Annotated in this window: 15 protein-coding genes and 1 other annotated feature (1 of these 16 cut by a window edge); of the genes, 3 read left to right on the plus strand and 12 right to left on the minus strand. The window is 47.2% G+C overall.

The window, feature by feature from the left end:
* Window positions 1–81: 81 nt before the first annotated feature.
* From lepA to gpr, 4 genes are all read right to left on the minus strand, one after another.
* Window positions 82–1896 carry a translation elongation factor 4 gene (gene lepA / locus CHH60_RS12910; RefSeq protein ID WP_095359520.1) on the minus strand — a complete coding sequence of 605 codons (1815 nt, stop codon included), beginning with the start codon at window positions 1894–1896 and terminating at the stop codon, window positions 82–84.
* Window positions 1897–2041: 145 nt separating this feature from the next.
* Window positions 2042–2395 carry a hypothetical protein gene (locus tag CHH60_RS12915; protein WP_095359521.1) on the minus strand — a complete coding sequence of 118 codons (354 nt, stop codon included), beginning with the start codon at window positions 2393–2395 and terminating at the stop codon, window positions 2042–2044.
* Window positions 2396–2439: 44 nt separating this feature from the next.
* A complete protein-coding gene (locus CHH60_RS12920) occupies window positions 2440–3729 on the minus strand; it encodes a stage II sporulation protein P (RefSeq protein WP_095359522.1) in 1290 nt (429 codons plus the stop codon).
* A gap of 140 nt (window positions 3730–3869) precedes the next feature.
* Window positions 3870–4871 carry a GPR endopeptidase gene (gpr, locus tag CHH60_RS12925; protein ID WP_095289832.1) on the minus strand — a complete coding sequence of 334 codons (1002 nt, stop codon included), beginning with the start codon at window positions 4869–4871 and terminating at the stop codon, window positions 3870–3872.
* 174 nt (window positions 4872–5045) lie between these two features.
* Between gpr and rpsT the strand changes: the two genes are divergently transcribed.
* Complete coding sequence (rpsT, locus tag CHH60_RS12930) at window positions 5046–5318, plus strand: 30S ribosomal protein S20 (protein WP_024628504.1); 273 nt, start codon at window positions 5046–5048, stop codon at window positions 5316–5318.
* 161 nt (window positions 5319–5479) lie between these two features.
* On the opposite strand, the gene holA is transcribed toward rpsT, so the two are convergent.
* The 3 genes from holA to CHH60_RS12945 all read right to left on the minus strand — a co-directional run bounded on the left by holA (window position 5480) and on the right by CHH60_RS12945 (window position 8581).
* On the minus strand, window positions 5480–6505 hold the full coding sequence (gene holA, locus CHH60_RS12935; protein ID WP_095359523.1) for a DNA polymerase III subunit delta: 1026 nt from the start codon (window positions 6503–6505) through the stop codon (window positions 5480–5482).
* Window positions 6506–6764: 259 nt separating this feature from the next.
* Window positions 6765–8036: an anti-sigma factor family protein gene (locus tag CHH60_RS12940; RefSeq protein WP_095359524.1), complete on the minus strand. Its 1272-nt coding sequence runs from the start codon at window positions 8034–8036 to the stop codon at window positions 6765–6767.
* Window positions 8033–8581, minus strand: a complete 549-nt coding sequence (locus CHH60_RS12945) for an RNA polymerase sigma factor (RefSeq protein WP_095289827.1) — start codon at window positions 8579–8581, stop codon at window positions 8033–8035. Before CHH60_RS12945 ends, CHH60_RS12940 begins: the two co-directional genes overlap by 4 nt.
* A 438-nt stretch (window positions 8582–9019) precedes the next feature.
* Here CHH60_RS12945 and CHH60_RS12950 point away from each other — a divergent pair, with 438 nt between their 5' ends.
* Window positions 9020–9322 carry a hypothetical protein gene (locus CHH60_RS12950; RefSeq protein WP_095359525.1) on the plus strand — a complete coding sequence of 101 codons (303 nt, stop codon included), beginning with the start codon at window positions 9020–9022 and terminating at the stop codon, window positions 9320–9322.
* A gap of 72 nt (window positions 9323–9394) precedes the next feature.
* On the opposite strand, the gene CHH60_RS12955 is transcribed toward CHH60_RS12950, so the two are convergent.
* From CHH60_RS12955 to CHH60_RS12970, 4 genes are all read right to left on the minus strand, one after another.
* Window positions 9395–11410 carry a copper amine oxidase N-terminal domain-containing protein gene (locus CHH60_RS12955; RefSeq protein WP_095359526.1) on the minus strand — a complete coding sequence of 672 codons (2016 nt, stop codon included), beginning with the start codon at window positions 11408–11410 and terminating at the stop codon, window positions 9395–9397.
* A gap of 112 nt (window positions 11411–11522) precedes the next feature.
* Complete coding sequence (locus CHH60_RS12960; RefSeq protein WP_255247907.1) at window positions 11523–14336, minus strand: ComEC/Rec2 family competence protein; 2814 nt, start codon at window positions 14334–14336, stop codon at window positions 11523–11525.
* Between the two features lie 161 nt (window positions 14337–14497).
* Window positions 14498–15019: a deoxycytidylate deaminase gene (locus tag CHH60_RS12965; RefSeq protein WP_095289821.1), complete on the minus strand. Its 522-nt coding sequence runs from the start codon at window positions 15017–15019 to the stop codon at window positions 14498–14500.
* A 106-nt stretch (window positions 15020–15125) separates the two neighbouring features.
* Window positions 15126–15710: a ComEA family DNA-binding protein gene (locus CHH60_RS12970; RefSeq protein ID WP_255247908.1), complete on the minus strand. Its 585-nt coding sequence runs from the start codon at window positions 15708–15710 to the stop codon at window positions 15126–15128.
* Window positions 15711–15896: 186 nt separating this feature from the next.
* Between CHH60_RS12970 and comER the strand changes: the two genes are divergently transcribed.
* Window positions 15897–16742: a late competence protein ComER gene (gene comER, locus CHH60_RS12975; RefSeq protein WP_095359528.1), complete on the plus strand. Its 846-nt coding sequence runs from the start codon at window positions 15897–15899 to the stop codon at window positions 16740–16742.
* On the opposite strand, the gene leuS is transcribed toward comER, so the two are convergent.
* The gene (gene leuS / locus CHH60_RS12980) at window positions 16723–19167 is read right to left on the minus strand and encodes a leucine--tRNA ligase (protein ID WP_095359529.1); all 2445 of its coding nucleotides are present in this window, start codon (window positions 19165–19167) and stop codon (window positions 16723–16725) included. The two genes, comER and leuS, sit on opposite strands and share 20 nt — an antisense overlap.
* Before the next feature lie 71 nt (window positions 19168–19238).
* Window positions 19239–19413 (minus strand) — a binding site (T-box leader); it runs 91 nt beyond the window's last position.

The raw sequence follows: 19413 nt of genomic DNA on the forward strand, positions 1-19413 counted from the left end.
AACGTATTGTTGTACCCAGAGATTGCGTTTTTAATTTAATTTAAATACTCACATTCTGTGATGTACCTCAAATTAAATTGTTTAGTCATCAATTTTCAGCACCGCCATGAACGCTTCCTGCGGTACCTCAACGTTACCGACCTGCTTCATCCGCTTCTTACCTTCCTTCTGCTTCTCCAGCAGTTTCCGTTTCCGCGAGATGTCACCGCCGTAACACTTGGCGAGTACGTTTTTACGCATGGCTTTTACGGTTTCACGTGCAACGACTTTTGTACCTACGGATGCCTGAATTGGCACCTCGAACATTTGCCGTGGAATCAGCTCACGCAGCTTCTCACAGATAATGCGGCCGCGGTTATATGCACGGTCACGGTGAACGATGAAGGACAGAGCATCGACCTGTTCACCATTAAGCAAAATATCCATTTTCGCCAGATTAGACTGACGATAACCAGACAATTCATAGTCGAAGGATGCGTAACCTTTGGTACTTGATTTTAATTGATCGAAGAAATCATACACAATTTCGGACAATGGGATCTCATACGTAATGGTAACCCGAGTTGTATCGAGATATTCCATATTCACATATTCGCCGCGTTTGTTTTGACAAAGTTCCATAATGGTACCTACATAATCATTCGGTACGATAATGGAGGCTTTCACGTATGGTTCCTCCACGTAATCAATTCTCCCCACCTCAGGATAATTGGATGGGTTATCAATCTGCATGACTTCACCATTCGTCAATGTCACGTGATAGATTACGCTTGGTGCTGTGGTAATGAGCGGTATGTTGAACTCGCGCTCAATCCGTTCCTGAATAACATCCATATGAAGCAGTCCCAGGAATCCGCAACGGAATCCAAAGCCGAGTGCACTTGAGGTTTCCGGTTCGAAGCTGAGAGATGCATCGTTTAACTGCAATTTCTCAAGCGCTTCACGCAGATCCACATAATCAGATGTCTCAATCGGGTAGAGACCGCAGTAAACCATTGGATTAATTTTGCGGTAACCCGGCAAAGGTTCTAGTGTTGGATTTTTGGCATCTGTTATCGTATCCCCGACTTGGGTATCTCCTACATGCCGGATACCTGCAACAACAAAACCAACATCACCCACGTTCAGCTCGTCCACAATGGTCATACGCGGTTTAAACGCACCCACTTCGATAACTTCAAATGATTTTCCTGTTGCCATCATTTTGATTTTGGAACCCGACTTGATTTTGCCGTCAATGACACGGATATATACAATTACGCCTTTGTACGGGTCATAGTGCGAGTCGAAAATCAGCGCTTTCAGCGGTTGGTCAGGATCACCCTGCGGTGCAGGCACGCTCTGTACCACCTGCTCCAGGATTTCTTTGATCCCGATGCCGGCTTTGGCGGAAGCCAGAACTGCATTGCTGGTGTCCAAACCAATGACATCTTCCACTTCCTGCTTCACCCGATCCGGATCAGCACTTGGAAGGTCAATTTTGTTGATGACCGGTAAGATTTCAAGGTCATTATCCAATGCCAGGTACACATTTGCCAGGGTTTGGGCTTCGATTCCTTGAGCCGCATCCACAACCAGCAACGCACCCTCACATGCAGCAAGACTGCGAGATACTTCATATGTGAAGTCTACGTGTCCAGGCGTATCAATTAGATTCAATAGATATTCTTCACCATCATCCGCTTTATAAGACAGGGCAACGGCCTGCAGCTTGATCGTAATACCACGTTCGCGTTCAAGCTCCATTTGGTCCAGTACCTGCTCCTGCATTTCCCTTGTGGTGAGCGCACCTGTGTACTCCAAGATCCGGTCCGCAAGTGTTGATTTACCGTGATCTATATGTGCAATAATTGAAAAGTTACGAATTTTACGTTGTCTTGCCCGAATGTCAGTCATTCCTTACCCCCAGAAACAGCCTAGTGTCAATCACTTCATTATAACAGTTGATGCAGGGTGCATCAATCCCGCGTTCTCTCAACTTTATAATAATCGTCCTAATTGTAATCTCCAAGGGTTTATTTTACCTTTACTTGATGACTTTTTATTCAGCAACCCCGCTAAACAGCGAAACTACCCACTTAATTCCATTATGAGACAAATTCTGAAGCAGTCCTGCCGTTTTGTCCGCAAGCACATCCACGGGTGCTTTGTTCTGTTCCGCCCCAAGCACTTGACTCGGCGTTTGTACAGGAACAATCGGCGTCTCTTTTTCTTCCTGTTGTACGGGAACAGCAGGCTCCGATTCGACAGCGGGTTCTGGCTCTGTTTTGACTACGGCTGGCACCTCTGGAATGTTACCTACCTGAAAGTTACTTCCTGCCAGCTGCATCCCCAGCAGAACTCCTAATAACATGAGTACAATGACCGTAAGCATTTTTTTGCCGAATTTGGACACATGCTCCCCTCCAATCAGGTTATATTTTGAAATAATCAACTACATTAACTACCCTGTGACTTGGTCCCCGTACTGGCTTTATCCACGTTCTGATCTTCCCAGTATACTTCGGCAATCATGTCTGCAAGGACTTGTGAAGTTCGCTTGAGTTCAGCGCCTGTATTGTCGATCCCTCCGATTTCAATCAGAATGCTGTTGGGTGAGAGGGTTTGATTATACTCGCCATTATTTGCTCCGCCGCCATCCTTGCCCCAGACGCCTCTGGAGACACCAGGATACTTTGCTTCGAGTTTCTTGTGTATTTTTGCAGCGAAAGCTTCATTTTGTTGCCAGTTCGGATTCTCATGCCCAATGATGAAATATACTTTGGCATATCCCTTACCATCAATGGTTGTCGTTGTTTTGTTGTGACGCTGGGAATCCCGGTGAATATCAATGAGATAGGTTAAATCATCATTTTCGGCAAGGGCTGCCTTTACCGTCTGACGTGAATATTTATAGGAATAGTTCCAGTTGTAATCCTTCACTTTGGTCGGGTAATCGTCCTTTGCATGCTCCACTCCAACGCCAAGCTTTTGCAAACTGTCAGAAAGGTACGTCCCTACCTGAAAAACGTTACCTGTTGCTTTTCCTGAGGAAGGGTTATCACTCTTGGTGCCAAGCAGTGGATTGTATCCTTCACGCGGATGGGAATGATAGATCAGCACGGCTTTTTTACCCGTTGTAGCTTCACCTTCCTGACCACCGTTCTTTGGCGGCGGATCCTCTTTTACTTCTCCGCCTTCAGGCTCGTCCGTTTCGGAATTGTCCGGGTCATCCTGACCTGGTGGAATATGCATTTCGCCACCTGTTTTGCCTCCTCCAGCAGATGCCGTATCCGTCAGCCCTGGCCCTGGTTGATAGTCTTCAGGTGCTTCGGCCTTCTCGTTTCCTGAACCTGGCCGGAGCAATACCGGTTGATTGCTGCCCATGCCTGGCATCTCTCTTGCAATCAAGCTTTTAGGGTCCTGTGGATTAACATTCGTAAGAAGTTGAAATACAAATGTAGTCAAGTTTTCGCCGGAGAATGCGGAAGTCTGCTCCTTCTGGGTCAGGTGGGGCATCTCCATGCCGAGCATATCCACAAAAAAGCGGCTGGATACAGCACTCGCGAAACCTTTCATGGAAGAAACCGGCGAGTTGTTCAACCTTTTCTCTGCCATGCCCCCCAGACCGAGTACAACAAAAAACAGAGCGGATATAATCATAAGCAGCAACAACGTACGGCCCATGGCCAGCACGTGCAGACATCTTTTTTTCCACTTTCCGATATTCCAGGCCAGTATTTTGTTCATTCTTCTGTCTCCTTCCCTGCTGGACAACTCTTATACTTCAACTCTATGAGCGTGCAAGAATTGATAGAACAGAAAATAGAAGAAAGACAAAAAAAGAAAGTCCGATAGATTCGGACTTCCTGCCTGTGGTGGTTTGCTGTTTAATGAGTATACGCTGCAACGTTATCCGGATTCACCGCGTCATGCAGGGCAGCATTCAGGCCTGTCGCAATAACGTTGGCAATTCCCTCGATGAATTCATCAATTTCCTTTGGGGTAACAATCAAATCGTGTCCGAGTGGCTCCAACACCTCTTTCACCAAACTTAAACGATCCTGCTCACCGATATCGTCCAGCATGCCCATAATTTGCTTCGTTTGATCCGTCTCTTGACGGAAGTGCGCACTCATCATTTCAATGACATTATTTACTATAGTAGAAGCATAGCACACGGTTGGTACACCAATGGCAATACAGGGCACACCCATAATCTCTTTGGTAAGTCCGCGCCGTTTGTTCCCGATACCTGAACCAGGATGAATCCCGATATCGGCCACTTGAATGGTGGTGTTGACACGTTCAAGTGAACGAGAGGCCAGTGCATCAATGGCAATTATGGCATCCGGTTTGGTCCGATCCACAATCCCCTGCACAATGTCGCTCGACTCAATTCCTGTAGTACCAAGCACACCAGGGGCAATGGCACTAACTTCACGATATCCCGGAGCCACCTGATCCGGTACCAATTCAAAGTACTGACGGGTTACCATCAAGTTCTCGACCACCAGTGGACCAAGCGAATCAGGAGTTACGTGCAAATTACCGAGACCTACAATAAGGACTTTGGATGTTTTGTTAACCCCAGCCTTGGTCAGAAAATCCTCCATCTCCCGCGTGAATTCCGCTGCCACCCGCTCCTGAAGTTCGGTGTCCCCGTTACGTAGTGACGGAACTTCCAGTGTGACGTAATGCCCTTTGACACGTCCGATGGTCTTTGCGGCAGCATCGTTCAGCACATCAATCCGTGTGATGGTAATGCCGTCTTTTTCTTCTACGTCTTCCCGCAGGCCGGGAATCGTTTGTTTCTTTGAACCCTGAGCCATCTCCTTTGAGTCGATTGCCAAGTCAGTGCGAACGGTGTAGTTCTGTAAATCAAGCGTCATCTGTTCCTGCCTCCCTTACTGCATTTGAGCATATTGTGTGGGGAATAGGGGTTCTTTATGCAATGCCGAGAACACTATAGGAATATTTGTTGCATTTTACATGCTAGCGTGCTAGAATATTTTAAGTTGTGAAACGTTTGTATTCATGCGAATGCCTTACAGGAGGTGAATGTAATGCCAAACATCAAATCCGCTGTTAAACGCGTAAAAACGAGCGACAAGCGCCGCGCACTCAACGCTTCCCAGAAATCCGCACTCCGTACAGCTGTTAAAGCTGCTGATGCTGCTCTGGTAAGCAACGAAGTTGATACTGCAAAAGCTGCGATTCAAGCTGCTTCCAAAAAGCTGGACAAGGCTGTAACTAAAGGTCTGGTTCATAAAAATGCTGCAGCACGCAAAAAGTCTCGCTTGGCGAAAAAACTGAACGCTCTTTCCGCACAAGCGTAAGAAGCGTTACTTATACGATCCAATGGAAAAATCCTGAACAGCACCGTGCTTTCAGGATTTTTTAGTATCTGGTCTAATAAGTATTCGAATAAAGAAACCCGTATCCGGTGATCTATTTGACGACCGGATACGGGTTTCTTTTATTGCGAATCAATTCGATCTTACGATGCAGTTGCTCCAAGTCTAAGCAAGAATAACTCCAAACCAAGCACCTTATCGACTGCACCTGTCTTCATCTGGTAATCCAGCTCACTAAGATGACTCAGAATGTTTCTGAGCCGTTCCGGTTGAAACTTGCGAGCCTGCTCTCCGGCAATTTTAACGGCATACGGATGCAAACCAAGCTGGCTGGCAATTTGCTGCTGCGAATAGCTTTGCTGCCCAAGCTCTTTCACTTGTATCATGATTCGGAACTGACGAGCGATCAGGGCTGCAATTTTAATGGGCTCTTCACGCTGTTTCAGCAGTTCATAGAACAGTCCCAGCGCTTTCTCCAGACGCAAGTTGGCTAGTTCCTCCACCAAGGCAAATACGTTCTGCTCCGTACTGCGCGCTACCAATGACTCAATGTCGGCACGGCGGATGGTTCCTCCGTTACCCGCGTACAGACACAGCTTGTCTACTTCAGCAGACAGAGTCTGCAAACCTGTCCCTGCATAACTCACAAGTGTATCAGCAGCCCCTGCTTCAAAGGACACATCCCGCTGCTTTGCAAGCTTCACGATCCAATTCAGTAGTTCTTCTCCGCTCAGTGGAGCGAAAGCCAGAACAACTGCCTGTTTCTTGACTGCCTTCACCAACTTCTTACGCTCATCCAGTTTGTCTCCCTGTGCGAGGAAAACAATAGTACTATAATCAGCCGGATTATCCATATAGGTAAGCAGACGATCCACCTGGTGATCAATTTTGGACTCTTTACCTGCCGTAAACAAGCTTGCATCCCTTACAATAATTAATTTCCGCGGAACCAAAAAGGGAACCGTCTCCGCTTCCTCAATAACCACCTCTACAGGTGTTTCGGACAGATCATACGGAATAATCGCAAAATCCCGATGCTCTTCCTCGATGACCTGTTCTTTTAACATATCCGTAAATTGCTGTATCTGGTATTTCTCCGTTCCGTACAGCACATATATCGGAGCCGTCTCCCCATTGCGTATCGCCTTTGTTGCACTTTTCACATCCATCACGGTGCCCCCTATCCCTACTATCCTACCAGAAAACTGGACAGACAACAAAGGGGCCTTCATCCTTAATAACGAATGAAGGCCCCCTGGTCCTACATCTATATAAACGAGGACACCAGCGATTCTAGAAATGGCTGGGCCCCGGTCATACGACGTCAGTTGTTACAACTGAGATAGGACGTTATTGATACGTTCAGTATATTCTTGCCAAGCTGGAAATGTTCTGCTGATTCGAGAGAGCAGGCTCACATTCTCCGAATTATTTGGTGGAAGTTGCAGCCGAGGCTGAAGGTACAGTAAATGAATTCTTTACCGTGGTTCCATCCTTGTCTGTCTCGTAGTTAAACGAGGTACTGTCGCTGGACCAGCCGGCTGTCTTCAATGTACCTTCTAGATTGCGCTGTTCCACCAGAATAAGAACGTCTGAATCCGTAGCTGATTTGGAATACACACTTAATTGGTTGTCGATCAGCATGACCACATAAGATCCATCCGGTGAACTCCATTCCTTCGACGTCATGGTAGAGGTTATCCCCTGATTCGGTGCTACAAATTCTTTGCTGCCATTCGGCGCAGCAGTTCCTGAATCGGTACCGGAAGATTGATTATCTTCAGTCGGTTCCTTCATTTCTACCTCAGGCGCGATTCCCTGTGTGTTGTATGATTCTGAATCTCTACCGTCACTTGTTTCGGTTGATTCATTTTCATTCTCATCTGCAGGGGGTACCGCAGCTGTACTTGAATCCTGATCTTTGGGCTGCGTATCCTGTCCTTGATCCGGACTCTTCTGACTATTGGAAGCATCAGGAGTGGTATTTCGAGCTTCAGTACTGTTATCCGTTTCGGACGTTGTACCTGGCTGGTTTGACGTTTGGTTATCCTTCACCTCGGGCTCTGGAGACTGCTCTGGCCCGTTTTCTTCCGGAGCAGTCATTGGATCCGTCTTTTCTGTCATGGATGACTTGTTCTCCGTATCATCCATTAATGGATCGCTGTTATTTTGAGGTGAGAAGGATTCGTCGTTCTCAAGCTCCCGACTTAGCGGATTTTGATCAACCGCACCAGTCTCCTGGGTGCTGCCCGAACTCAACATCATAGATTCGGCATTCTCCACCTTTTCAGGTTCATAGCCCCAAATCGCCACTCCCAGCACCACAGCCGCAGCTGCAGCACCCATTGACATCCGGCCGACCATGGAGTTTAGCCATTTCTGCTTCGGTTTGCGCTCACTTGAACGTTGTAAATTCTCGAATGCAGCAGGGACAGGAGTCATTTCCTGTATTGTACTGCTTTGTTCCTTCCGCGCTTCATCAATTGCATCCAATTGAGGCATAATGGCATCAACCAAACTGAATTTCGGGGTCACCTGCGGCAAATCTTCCAATTCTCTGGAAAGAGCTCTAAGCAAACTAAAATTCTCGGCGCACTCCGGGCATTGGGCCACGTGCTGTAGCATCTGCGCAGTTTCCGCGTCGCCCAGATCATGATCCAGATACCGGTGCATCCATTCCACCACCTCTTCGCATTTCATCCTGTCACACCACCTTTCTGATACTCCTGAAGTAGATTTTGCAATTGCTGTCTGGCTCTGAATAAATATGATTTGACTGTATTCAGCGGAAGATCAAGACAATCCGCAATTTCGTTATACGATAAATCCTGCAAATATCTGAGTACGATTACCGTTCGATGATGCTCTGGAAGCTTGTTGATCGCATCCTGAATATCTTTGGCAACATACGTGGACATGACTTCAAACTCCACATCCTGATTATCCTGAAATACCATCTCATGCTCATCAATGGAGACCGAGGGCTTGGTTCTTCTGAATTTATCAATACAGATATTCGTTACGATGCGCTGCACCCATGTTTTGAATTGGGCTTTTTCTTCATAGGAATTAATTTTCGTATAGATTCGGATCAATGCTTCCTGAGCAGCGTCCAAAGCATCCTGTTCATTATTTAAGATGTAATATGCGGTTCGGTATACATGCTGTTCTATGTCCCGCAATAGGGTAATTAGAGCGTCGCGATCGCCCGATTGAGCGGCTCTGATGAGTTCCGGCTCTACCACAAAGGATCCCCCTCTCCCTGCAACCTTACAGACGTATTCATCAATAAAATTGTTGCAAAGTTAAGTATTTTTTTAGACAGAAAAGGTAAAACCATGGAACATTCACACTTGTTATCGCTTACTAAGCTCAGCATAATTCTAGAATACGGTACGAGATGTGAATATTACCACAACAAAATAACGGCTTATGTATGAAGGGCCGCTGAAACTTATCTTAGAATAACAGAAATTGCATACTGAGTCACCACGCCGCTTCAACCAGCCATTCCAATACTTACACGACTCAATTCAATTGCAATGGCATACATTATAGATAAGTGCGCGAAAGTTTTCAAAAATAAAAAAAGTCGAAATTTGTCCAAATTTAAGCTCTTTTTAATGCAATTTTCATGAAAATAGTGTATTGTAAATTTACATTCATAATACGAGGTGATGAGCATGCCAGCTCTTGCGAAGATTCAATTATTAAAAGAACAAATGCCGAAGGAATATCAAAGCATTTCTCATTTTGTGGAACATGCAATGCAATCCATTGATACTTTGGTTGAGGAACACCGTAAATATACCGCTGCACAGGCGTTATACGGCGATAAAATCGTCGGATCGGAAGAACGTCTGTACAGAGAAACTGTACTTGATGTCAGAGAGCAACTTCTGCTCACGCTGGAAAAAACCGTGGAAGACCTTTTGCACAAAGGTGACAAACATTGGAACAAACATTTTAAAGACGGCGTTGAATAACTCTTTTCATTATTAAATGGCCCGTTTCGGCTATACTCCAACCAGGAGTCTAGCCGAAACGGGCTTTTTGCATTAATAAATACTAATCAGTTTTCCATTGATAAAACTCAAGGCACGCAATAAATTCGGCCCGGCATAGACCCACACTTCTATTTTTCCCTTTGAACCAATTTCTTGGGTAATGCTCGTGGGGTCTCCCCAAGCTAAACCCGCTTGTGTTGTCGTCATACCGAGAGCAACTTCACCAGCAATAATCTTCTTCCATGTGGACTGCGACCATTTGTATTTTTGGTAAGGGTCATAAGGGAAGAATTGATCCGCATCCGACAGCATTTCCGTGACCTGGCTGGCAGTGCCTCCGGCATAAGCAACAACCGTTTTACCTTTTGCGTTACGAAATACTACAGAGTAGCTCTTATCACCGGAATCATACTTATCCACCTTGATATCCGTTATTGTTACTTTGCTGAAACGTTGCCCCAACTCGGTATTACTATTAATCCAATACGATTTTCCGATCAATCGACTAAGACTTCCCAGTTCTTTTTTCTTGATAAGAGCTGGTGTATCCTTCGATTCAATAAGAATGGATGACTTACCGACCTGAACCTCTGCCTGTTTTAGCTCCCCATCCCATCGAACTTTAATCCCTGCAGTCTGGCTCAAGAGGCTTGCTGGAAATACCGTCTGTCCTCCAATAGTTTGCACTTTCCCTTTTAACTTGAGATCTTTATTGTTAAATTGTGCAGTTGCACTTCCCTTTTGCAGAGTGATCTCGTCATCTCCAAATTGAATCACAAAAGACGAGCCTTTCACATCGACTTTGGCACCTAACGTCTTAAATACCGACTGAACTGGCAAATATATGGTACCATTTAATAGTGTAGCTCCTGTCAGCTTTTGCTGTACTCCAACATCCAACTGAACGCTTGAAGTCAGGTCTTCTATTGTGACTGTTACTTTGGTCGTTCCAATCCCTGTAACCTTAAGTTTGCCTTCACTCTCAATTTTAGCAACCTGAGGATGTTCCAACGTTATTTCCGCAGGCAGCGGCTGACGCTTGGTTTTAAAACCGTTGCTATATGTCTGCTGAACCGAAAGTTCAACTTCATCTCCAATACCAGCTTCTTTTGCCGATGCTGTTAATGTCACTTTAGTTAATGAAGGTACTTGGAGGGGTACCATTTTCCCTTCATTATAGACAACCCAAGAGCCATCCTGTAATCGTGCATATAATTCATCCTGCTCATACGAATATCTAAGCTGATCGACATTCATTAGCCCCGGCAATTGTTCAGACTTATATTTAGCCGTACGATCGTAGCTCCATACCGTACCATCTTTCTTCACCGTTAGTAGCTTATGTGTACTCCCTTGCCAGGTTACGAATTGAACGTCACTTGCGACCTGTACCTGCTCCTCTTCATACATCATGTTAACAATAACCACGGATCCGTCGCTCTTCAGAACAGCTGCATATGCACTATTCGTGGCAACGGCTTTTCCATCCGCTACATTCCCTACTTTGCGAACAATGTTACGATAGTCAGCATAATAAACGTCTCCCGACGATGATAATGCCCCGTATGAATAATTACGATCCACTGGATAAGGACCGACGTCGATAATGGATTCCAACCCTTTAATCTGCTTTCCATCGTCGTGGAGTGTTCCATCCCGTAGAAGTATCAAACCATTTCCATACACCTTTTCTACGCCATTGTATTGATTTATCTCAGGCTTCTGGGGGTTGTCCATATCCCAACGATAGACTAGCCCATCGGTAGTCCAGCCATATAGGGAATGAGAATCACCTTTGGAGATGCCAACCAGGTTTCGATTTTGCGTCCAGACTCCACTGGTCAAGCCCTTGGACCACACTGTACCATTGTCGAGTAGATAGTGGTTACGATCCAGCACGGAAATGATCGAGCTGCTTGTAGTGGATGCGGCTGCCGCAGGAGACTGACCGGGCAGCAAGCTGGAAAAGATAACTCCAATACACAACATCAATGTTATTCTGAGCCACTTGGCTCTGAAATGCTGATTTACTCCGTCGTTCTTTCGTTTTGTTTCTTCGTATCCCATTGCTTCTTATCCCCTTCTTATTATGTATCTCGGTATCGCTGGTGCCCAATAAAACTGGGACTAATCATTATTCGGTAAAAATAACCATTATCCTGCACTGGGCAAAAATTCATCATTCATCCATAATCAATTTTTGACGTACGTCAATCTTGCCGTCCTTTATTCTCATCTGAATTTCGCCCATCTGATCTGTTCGGTAAATCTGCGAACCCACAGCTTCCAGGCGTTCGAGCACACCCGGGTTGGGATGTCCGTATGTATTGTTGGCTCCTGCGGAAATGACTGCTGATTGGGCGCTCCAATACTGCAGCCATGCCTCAGTCGACGAAGTTTTGCTGCCGTGATGTGCCACCTTCAACACATCAACCACTGCTCGGGTGGAGGAAAACAAAGAGAACGAATCCATCTCTTGTTTGAAAGAAGCTGCAAGAGATCCGTCTTGTATCATATATAATAGATTTTGTTCTGCTGCCGCATCCATATCTCCTGTGAATAACAGGGAAGCCCCCGCCATATCCAGCAGAAATACCACCGAATCATGATTCTGGTGTTCAGACACAGGGAGCCTGCCTCCTTCATTCAGTGAATGATCCAGATCCGGTGATATGAAATGAAGCGTGGTCTCTGCATCAGGTGAATATGACATTCCCTGTTGAATGGCATATAAAGGGATATGTCGTTCTACAGCTGTATCCAGCAGCTTTTCGAAATTGTCTTTGCCACTTGTTGTGCCGTTAAACATGAAGCGCTCAACCGGAATCTGTTCAAGCACGGCCTGCAAGCCCCCGGCGTGATCCTGATCGGCATGCGTCAGAATGACCGCATCCAGTCGGTGAATACCACGTTTTTTCAATAAAGGTACAACCACTTTAGCCCCCACTTCGTAGGGATCTCGCCGAATTTTCCAGGATTCCTGATTGCCAAAATGAACTGTACCACCGCCATCCACCAAAATATGTTTACCTCCAGGTGTAGTGATTAGTGTGCTATCGCCCTGACCAATATCCAGAAACTGAACGACCCCAGTCCCGGGAGGCTGTGGAGTCCGGTAAGCCCAGCCCAACCCTGCAACAAGAATCAGAATGAGCAAACCACACAGCCCTTTATGAAGCAAACTCATCCGTTCACTTCCATAGCAGCCTGCACCTCGTGCCGTAAACGCACTTGTATATTCCGGCCACGCAATGCTTGCACTGAGTGTAGTCATTGATCCAGAATTATCGCTCCTAACCTGATCACTCCTACCTTGATTTTCCGTCGGTGTAACGATTACACCAGGCTGACCCCCTTCAACCAAACGACGTTCCCGAGAAGCATGAATCAATGGTACCGTGTCTCCTTCAACGTTCAAGGCATGCTGCATCTCTCCTTTTCCCCGATGAAGAAGGTACAAAAGCACATATAAAACCGCATAATATGCCGCAATCCATAACAGGGAAGGTGTAGCCCAGATGAGTACAAAACCCGACAGGCTGTTCATCCATTCCACGCTCACAAATGTCAGTTTGTTGAGTAGAATTGCAACCCAGGCAAGAGGTTTGGCCAGAGGCATCCATAGGAATGACAATAGAAGTGCAACCGTCCCAAGCGGCAGTACAACAGCGCTAATTAAAGATACAAGCAGAAAATTAGCTGCGAAGGAAAGCAGCGAAAACTGGTTGAAATATAAAATAGTAACTGGAAAAGAAATAAGCTGTGCCGTTACCGTTACTGAAGCTGTCGCTGCAATGGCTTTGGGCCATCCGTTAAATAAACGGTTTATAAGAGGCATATAGATCATCAGCCCTGCAGTCACGAGAAAAGACAGCTGAAAGCTCACGCTGAGCAAGAAATAGGGATTCCACCACATCATCATCAAGGCTGCTGCGCTGATCATCTGCAGTCCGTCCCTGGCCAGCCCTCGCCGTGCCATATACAAACCAATCATGGACATAATCCCTGCACGAATTACGGAAGGTGAACCTCCAGATAACAGAACATAGGCAGGGATTAACAACAAGACGATGGTAAGTGATGTTTCGCGGGTTAACCTCAGCCACGACATCAGAAGTAATAGCGACGCCACATACACCGCAACATGCGTACCTGAGATAGCCAGTATATGGGTAAGTCCCAGTTGTGAAAACTGACCATACGTATCCGGATCGATGTCGCTTGCCATACCGATAATAAGCCCTTTCATGTATCCTGCATGTGGTTCGGGAAACAGTCTGTCTACAGCAGAACCCAATTGGTTTCTGACCAGGTCATTCCAGCGGAGTATATTGAACTGCCCTACCCCTTCAGGAGAAGTGACTGTTACCGAACTGGCTCCCTTCACTTTGAACAACCAATGAATGTACTGTGTCTTTAGATAATTCCGATAATCAAAACCGCCGAAATTCCTTGCTTCTCCAGGCAGCGCTAGGGAACCCGTCAACGTGATTGCATCCCCTCGTCGCCATTCTGCCGCCACCTGCTGTTCTTCCTCTTCAGCCAATCGCACCTGCACCATCAGGCGTTCTTTTTTGGCAGGCAGCTGAAGAATCTTTGAATCTGTCCTGGATTGGCCCTCTCCTAGCGGTTCAATGGAAGCAAGCAGAATCTGAAAGTCTGCCCGGTCGCCGTCAATCCGAACGTCTGAATCCAATGTTGCATGAAGCGTTGCAGCGTACCCGTCCAACTCCTCAACTGCCAAATGAGTAACCTCGGGCAAAATGCTAACATTCCGAGCCTCGTTCCACTCCCAGTGCACAGCACCACCTATTAGCGACGCAATTAATAAAAACGCGGACCACCCGCGCAACCCAATCCACCCAAGCAGGAATGGCAAGCAGGCAATAGCACCTAGCATCCCCCAAAAGAGTGTCCATCCTGTCAACGCACATGCCAGCCCGCTGCCGCATAACCAACAGACGGTGAACACTACCAAAGGTCTACCCTTCACTAGCTTATTCCTCCCTCCGCCATAAATAAATGAACGCAAAGAACCCCCGGCAGCTGAACCAGCTAACCGGGGGTTCTTCCCCATCAATGTACTGAGCAATATCCTTTTTTCAAAAGAGATCCTGCCTGTGTTTTCGAATATTCATTCGCATTAGATCATCTTCAATCACTAATCGTCATCATGGTTTCACGCGGCGGTTGATAATTCTCCAACCGGCGAAACGTTATACCCTTCTGAGCCATCATGCGTGTTACTTTGCCTGTATCCTTCGGATACGGGCGGTGAAAAACAATCTCCGTGATGCCGCTGTTCGCCAGCATATTGGAGCACGTCCAGCAAGGTTCATCCGTCACGTACACGGAAGACCCTTCACGGTCATTCCGATCAGTGAACAAAAGCAGATTTTGCTCCGCATGTATCGTCCGTATACACCGCTGCTTTTTGATCATTTCCTCCTGACCATCCGTTACCACCAGCTCATACTCTTCGGAAATCATGCATCCGGCTTCGGAACAGTCGGGAACGCCCATGGGTGCACCGTTATACGCTGTTCCAAGCAATTTTTTACCTTGAACCAGAACAGCTCCCACATGGCGCCGCGAACAGCGGGAACGGGTTGAGACCATATAAGCGATGTCCATGAAATAAGTATCCCAATCTTTGCGTACGTCTGCTGTACTCATGTTCGTTTCCTCTCCCGTTCGTTAATAAGTTACACTTTGTGCAATGCATATTTACTTAACATAAGAAAACTTTGGTTTACTGCTCGTAATCATTTTATTAAAGCCATTATCGGATCTGAACATAGGGGGCCATTTTCTCCAACATTTTCATCCCAATTCCCTTGACCTTTGTCAGGTCACTCACTTTGGTAAATGGACCATGGGCATTTCGATAGTCGATGATAGCCTGGGCTTTTTTCTCCCCTATGCCCGGAAGCTCCGTAAGTTTGGAAGCAGGTGCAGTATTGACATCAATTTTACCATTATCGATATCCTGTACCGGCTGAGCAGTTTGGATATTTTCTTGTCCAGCTTCCGCAGCAGGTGCCGCTGCCGTTGACGAAGCAACCTCCGGTTCGTTTGACGTGCGATTTGAACCGGCCTCTTCAACGACAGGTTTTGCCTGTTCAGTCTCCTTCGAATCAGCGCCATCAGCAGCCTTCTTGGCGTTATCATCCGCAGTAACCTTTGCTTCGCCTTGACCCAAAACAGCCGACTGCACAGCAGAGGGATCCTGCTCTTTCGTCGGCGTCTCGGTGCCGAGCTGCATGGGTTCCCAGCCAGAAGGCGGCTGTTCACTTTTGCCCGACCATAATATTAATATACTTCCTATCACCGCAGCAGCAATGGCTACTCCCTGTTTCCATTTCACGCTTCCACACCTCTCCCTGTCTTCAAAATAAATATTCTGAACACGGGCGGTGCTTCCGAACCGTTGAATGTTGCTGGTGAAATCAAAGCTTTTCTTATTTCATGTCATGTCATACAAGTCCTGGTGCATAGACTAGAAGGAACGAACTGCGCCAGTACCGTAAAGCATGAAAGGAGGCCTGAAACAATGAAGGTTGGATTTATCGGAACCGGCAGCATGGGAAGCCTGCTGATCTATGCCTTGATTCAATCCGGAGCACTCGAGCCCCGGCAGATCGCCGCAAGTAATCGGACCCCTTCCAAAGTGCGTCAGTTATCCCTCCGTTATCCCGGACTGCATGAATCACAGAGCAATCGGGAAACGGTCATCCGAAGCAACATCATATTTTTATGCGTGAAACCACTCGAATTCAAGCATGTTATTGACGACATTCTGCCTGTTGTAAATTCCAATCACATCATCGTCTCGATTACGAGTCCCGTGCAGCTGCGCCATCTGGAATCTTCACTTCCTTGCAAAGTCTCCAAGATCATCCCCAGCGTTACACACCAGGTCGGCAGCGGAGCATCCCTGTGCATTCATGGCGAACGCATGACCCCTGAAGACCGATCCGTTCTGGAGGGACTTCTCAGTCACTTCAGCAGACCTTACCAAGTCGATGAAGCCTGCACGCGGATCACATCCGACTTTTCCAGCTGCGGACCTGCATTCATATCCTTCTTCCTGGAACAATGGATCGAGAGTGCCGTCAAACTAACAGGGATCAAACGCGCAGACGCCTGCGCTCTTGCAGGTGAGATGCTCCTCGGAACAGGCAAGCTGCTGACGGAAGGAGGATATACACCCCAAGAGCTCCAGGCTCGCGTTGCCGTTCCCGGTGGCATTACCGCCCAGGCACTTGCTTTAATGAAAAACAGCCTGGACGGTGTATTTGACAGCCTTATCCATACAACCCACGACAAGTACGAAGAAGACTTGTTGAAGCTGGATGAAGTATTTAGAGCCGGTGAAATTAACCGGCAACAATATTAACAAGTTTGCCTGGAACGGCAATGACCTTGCGAATGGTCTTGCCTTCCAGAGCCTGTTTGACAGGCGCCAGTTCCATTGTAAAGTCTTGCATGCCTTGTGCATCGAGATCTTTGGCAATCGTTGTACGAGTTACGATTTTGCCGTTGACCTGTACAACAATCTCCACTTCAGCATCTACTGTCATGGATTCATCATACTCCGGCCAAGCTACGTAGGAGATTCCTCCTTCGTGTCCAAGACGGCTCCACAATTCTTCCGCCATGTGCGGTGCCAGCGGGGACAAGAGCTGTACAAAGTTTTCCATCGCTTCACGTGGCAATGTATCGGCTTTGTAAGCATCGTTGATGAAGATCATCAACTGGCTGATCGCTGTGTTGAAACGCAGATGTTCCAGATCATCCGTAACTTTTTTGATCGTTTTGTGCGCTGTACGTTTGAATTCTTCCGTTCCGCCATCCACAGTAATCTTATCGTTGATTGCTCCAGTGTCCTCGTTGATGAAGAGACGCCATACGCGTGACAGGAAGCGGTACATGCCCTCTACCCCGTTAGCGTTCCACGGTTTTGTAGCTTCCAGAGGTCCCATAAACATCTCATAGAGACGCAATGTATCGGCTCCGAATTCATTCACAATTTCATCCGGATTAATGACATTACCACGGGATTTACTCATTTTCTCGTTATTGGTTCCCAGAATCATACCCTGGTTCACCAATTTGTGGAATGGCTCCTTGGTATTCACCACGCCCAGATCATACAACACTTTGTGCCAGAAACGAGCATACAGCAGGTGAAGCACGGCATGCTCGGCTCCCCCAATGTACAGGTCAACCGGCAACCACTGCTGCTGTTTCTCTTGGGAGATCAGCTCTTTGTCGTTGTGTGGATCGATAAAGCGCAGATAGTACCAGCAGCTTCCCGCCCATTGTGGCATCGTATTGGTCTCGCGGCGTGCTTTCATTCCCGTTTCTGGGTCCACCGTATTAACCCAATCCGTTACGTTCGCCAGTGGCGATTCCCCCGTACCTGAAGGTTTGATCTGGTCGATATCCGGCAGCAGCAAAGGAAGTTGATCTTCCGGTACAGTTTTCATTGTGCCATCTTCCAAGTGCAGAATTGGAATCGGCTCACCCCAGTAACGCTGGCGACTGAACAACCAATCGCGCAGGCGATACGTTGTTTTCCCTTGCCCCTTACCACTCTCTTCCAACCATGCGATCATTTTCGCAATCGCTTCTTCGTTATTCAGTCCGTTCAGGAAGTCGGAGTTCACATGTGGTCCGTCCCCGGCATATGCCTCTTGTGTTACGTCCCCACCCTGGATAACTTCAATGATGTCCAGACCGAACTGTTTCGCAAATTCCCAGTCGCGACCATCATGACCTGGAACCGCCATAACCGCTCCTGTACCGTATCCTGCGAGCACATAATCCGCAATCCAGATAGGCAGTTTTGCACCATTAACCGGATTGATCGCATAGGCACCAGTGAATACGCCGGTTTTTTCTTTGGCCAGATCCGTACGTTCCAGATCACTCTTGCGAGAAGCCTGCTCCTGATAAGCCTTAATGGCTTCACGCTGTTCCGCTGTCGTAATTGCATCGACCAATTCATGCTCAGGAGCAAGAACGGCAAAGCTTGCACCGAACAGGGTATCCGCCCGTGTTGTAAACACTTTAATAACTTCTTCACTGCCCTCAATGGCAAATACTACCTCTGCACCTGTGGATTTCCCAATCCAGTTGCGCTGCATATCCTTGATGCTCTCGGACCAATCCAGCTCTTCCAGATCTTCCAACAAGCGCTCAGCATATTCCGTGATTTTCAGTACCCATTGACGCATCGGTTTGCGCACAACCGGATGACCACCGCGCTCACTTTTGCCGTCGATAACCTCTTCGTTAGCCAGTACCGTACCCAGCGCTTCACACCAGTTAACCGGCACTTCATCTACATATGCCAGACCTTTTTTGTACAGCTGGATGAAGATCCATTGTGTCCATTTATAGTATTCAGGGTCTGTTGTGCTGATCTCACGATCCCAGTCGTACGAGAAACCAAGAGACTTGATTTGACGACGGAAATTGTCGATGTTGCGGAATGTTATTTCCCGCGGGTGCTCGCCCGTGTCCAGAGCGTGCTGCTCAGCAGGCAAACCGAAAGCATCCCAGCCCATCGGATGCAGCACATTATAACCACGCATACGTTTGTAACGGGAAACGATGTCCGTTGCCGTATACCCTTCCGGGTGACCTACGTGCAGACCTGAACCGGATGGATAGGGGAACATGTCGAGTGCATAAAACTTCGGTTTACCCGGGTCTTCACCTGTTTTAAACGTTTTGTTTTCATCCCAATACTGCTGCCAACTTTTCTCCATAACCTGCGGCTGATAGCCGTGCTTCGGCTGGTGATTCTCACTCATCTATTGTTCCTCCTCTTGGTTATTCACTTTTATTGCAACAAAAAAACCTCAGCATCCATAGCGTTTGCAGCGCTAGGGACGAGAGGTTGAATTCCCGTGGTACCACCCTAGTTAGCGGACGAACGTGCTTCGTCATCCACTCCCTTTGGACCTGTAACGGCGGTTAACCGATGCGGATTTCCATTCCTGAACGAAATGCCAGACATTCAAGCACAGGATGGTGTAATCACCGCATTTCTCCAAGGC

This window comes from Paenibacillus sp. 7523-1 (assembly GCF_002276415.1).
In the GTDB taxonomy this organism is placed as follows: Bacteria; Bacillota; Bacilli; order Paenibacillales; family Paenibacillaceae; genus Paenibacillus; species Paenibacillus illinoisensis_A.

Excerpts from the sequence above, each read along its gene's own strand:
- lepA (WP_095359520.1), bottom strand. The coding sequence starts at position 1,896 with ATGACTGACATTCGGGCAAGACAACGTAAAATTCGTAACTTTTCAATT.
- CHH60_RS12920 (WP_095359522.1), bottom strand. The coding sequence starts at position 3,729 with ATGAACAAAATACTGGCCTGGAATATCGGAAAGTGGAAAAAAAGATGT.
- gpr (WP_095289832.1), bottom strand. The coding sequence starts at position 4,871 with ATGACGCTTGATTTACAGAACTACACCGTTCGCACTGACTTGGCAATC.
- rpsT (WP_024628504.1), top strand. The coding sequence starts at position 5,046 with ATGCCAAACATCAAATCCGCTGTTAAACGCGTAAAAACGAGCGACAAG.
- holA (WP_095359523.1), bottom strand. The coding sequence starts at position 6,505 with ATGGATGTGAAAAGTGCAACAAAGGCGATACGCAATGGGGAGACGGCT.
- CHH60_RS12940 (WP_095359524.1), bottom strand. The coding sequence starts at position 8,036 with ATGAAATGCGAAGAGGTGGTGGAATGGATGCACCGGTATCTGGATCAT.
- CHH60_RS12950 (WP_095359525.1), top strand. The coding sequence starts at position 9,020 with ATGCCAGCTCTTGCGAAGATTCAATTATTAAAAGAACAAATGCCGAAG.
- CHH60_RS12955 (WP_095359526.1), bottom strand. The coding sequence starts at position 11,410 with ATGGGATACGAAGAAACAAAACGAAAGAACGACGGAGTAAATCAGCAT.
- CHH60_RS12965 (WP_095289821.1), bottom strand. The coding sequence starts at position 15,019 with ATGAGTACAGCAGACGTACGCAAAGATTGGGATACTTATTTCATGGAC.
- comER (WP_095359528.1), top strand. The coding sequence starts at position 15,897 with ATGAAGGTTGGATTTATCGGAACCGGCAGCATGGGAAGCCTGCTGATC.
- leuS (WP_095359529.1), bottom strand. The coding sequence starts at position 19,167 with ATGAGTGAGAATCACCAGCCGAAGCACGGCTATCAGCCGCAGGTTATG.